This is a genomic window from Camelimonas sp. ID_303_24 (genome assembly GCF_053543495.1).
In genome coordinates this window covers 1-1,274 of record NZ_JBLLJM010000061.1, presented here as the reverse complement: position 1 = coordinate 1,274, position 1,274 = coordinate 1, and the positions used below count along the sequence as shown (strand labels likewise).

1 protein-coding gene is annotated in these 1,274 nt (G+C 63.0%); it reads left to right on the top strand.

Annotation, left to right across the window (positions count from 1 at the left end; translation table 11 throughout):
• Nucleotides 1-66 precede the first annotated feature (66 nt).
• Nucleotides 67-1,256 (top strand): IS3 family transposase gene (locus tag ACERNI_RS17965; RefSeq protein ID WP_448834595.1). Its coding sequence is split into 2 segments (ribosomal slippage): nt 67-319 and nt 319-1,256, totalling 1,191 coding nucleotides; the frame shifts between segments, so codons are not numbered across the junction.
• Nucleotides 1,257-1,274: the final 18 nt, after the last annotated feature.

The following is a 1,274-nucleotide window of genomic DNA, read 5'->3' as shown; positions in this document are numbered from 1 at the left end:
TGACCTGCCACGGGCTTTTTCCTCCATCTGTGACTAGAGTCCGGCCCAACGAGAGGACGGACGAAGATGAAGAAGGCACGACGGACCGAGGAACAGATTATCGGTATCCTTCAGGAGCATGATGCCGGCGCGAAGTGCGCAGATCTGTGCCGCAAGCACGGCATGTCGGAAGGCACATTTTACGCTTGGAAGGCGAAGTATGGCGGGATGACGGTGTCGGAGGCGAAGCGGCTGAAGGCACTCGAGGACGAGAACGCCAGGCTGAAGCGCTTGCTGGCTGACCAGATGCTCGACATGGTTGCAATGAAAGAACTGCTGTCAAAAAAGTGGTAACGCCCGCCGTGAAGCGCGAGGCTGTCGCGCACCTGAAGGCCCATCTCGGGCTGTCGGAGCGGCGGGCGTGCCAGATTGCCGGGGCGGACCGGACGATGGTGCGCTACCAGTCCCAGCGAGCGCCGGACACGGCGCTGCGCGGGCGGTTGCGGGATCTGGCCAACGAGCGGCGAAGGTTCGGCTACCGGCGGCTGTTCGTGCTGCTCAGGCGCGAGGGAGAGCCATCCGGGATCAACCGCATCTATCGGCTTTACCGAGAAGAGGGCTTAACCGTGCGTAAACGCAAAGCGCGCCGCAAGGCCCTCGGAACGAGGGCACCGATCCTGATCGAGACACGGGCCAATGCACGGTGGTCGCTGGACTTCGTCCATGACCAGTTCGCCTGCGGGCGGCGCTTCCGGGTGCTGAACGTGGTTGACGACGTCACCCGCGAATGTCTGGCGGCGATCCCGGACACCTCGATTTCGGGCCGCCGCGTGGCTCGGGAACTGACGGCGCTGATCGAACGCCGCGGCAGGCCTGGAATGATTGTCAGCGATAACGGGACAGAGCTGACATCGAACGCGATCCTGAAGTGGTGCGCCGAGCACAAGGTCGAATGGCATTACATTGCGCCGGGCAAGCCGATGCAGAACGGGTTCGTCGAAAGCTTCAACGGCAGGATGCGGGACGAGCTTCTGAACGAGGCCCTGTTCCGCAACATCGCCCATGCCCGTGACCTGATCGCTGCCTGGGTCACCGACTATAACACCGAAAGGCCCCACTCGGCCTTGGGCTACCAGACCCCTGTAGGGTTTGCCGCGAACCTGAACCCCGCAATCGCCCGCCCCGCTGCGCGAGATGAAAGCTCCGCGCGCCGGGCGATTGCTCAACCCGCGCCAACAGGCGTAAACAAAAACCGGGCTCCGGTCGCCGTTGGATGAAAGTTCAGTGGCAGGTCA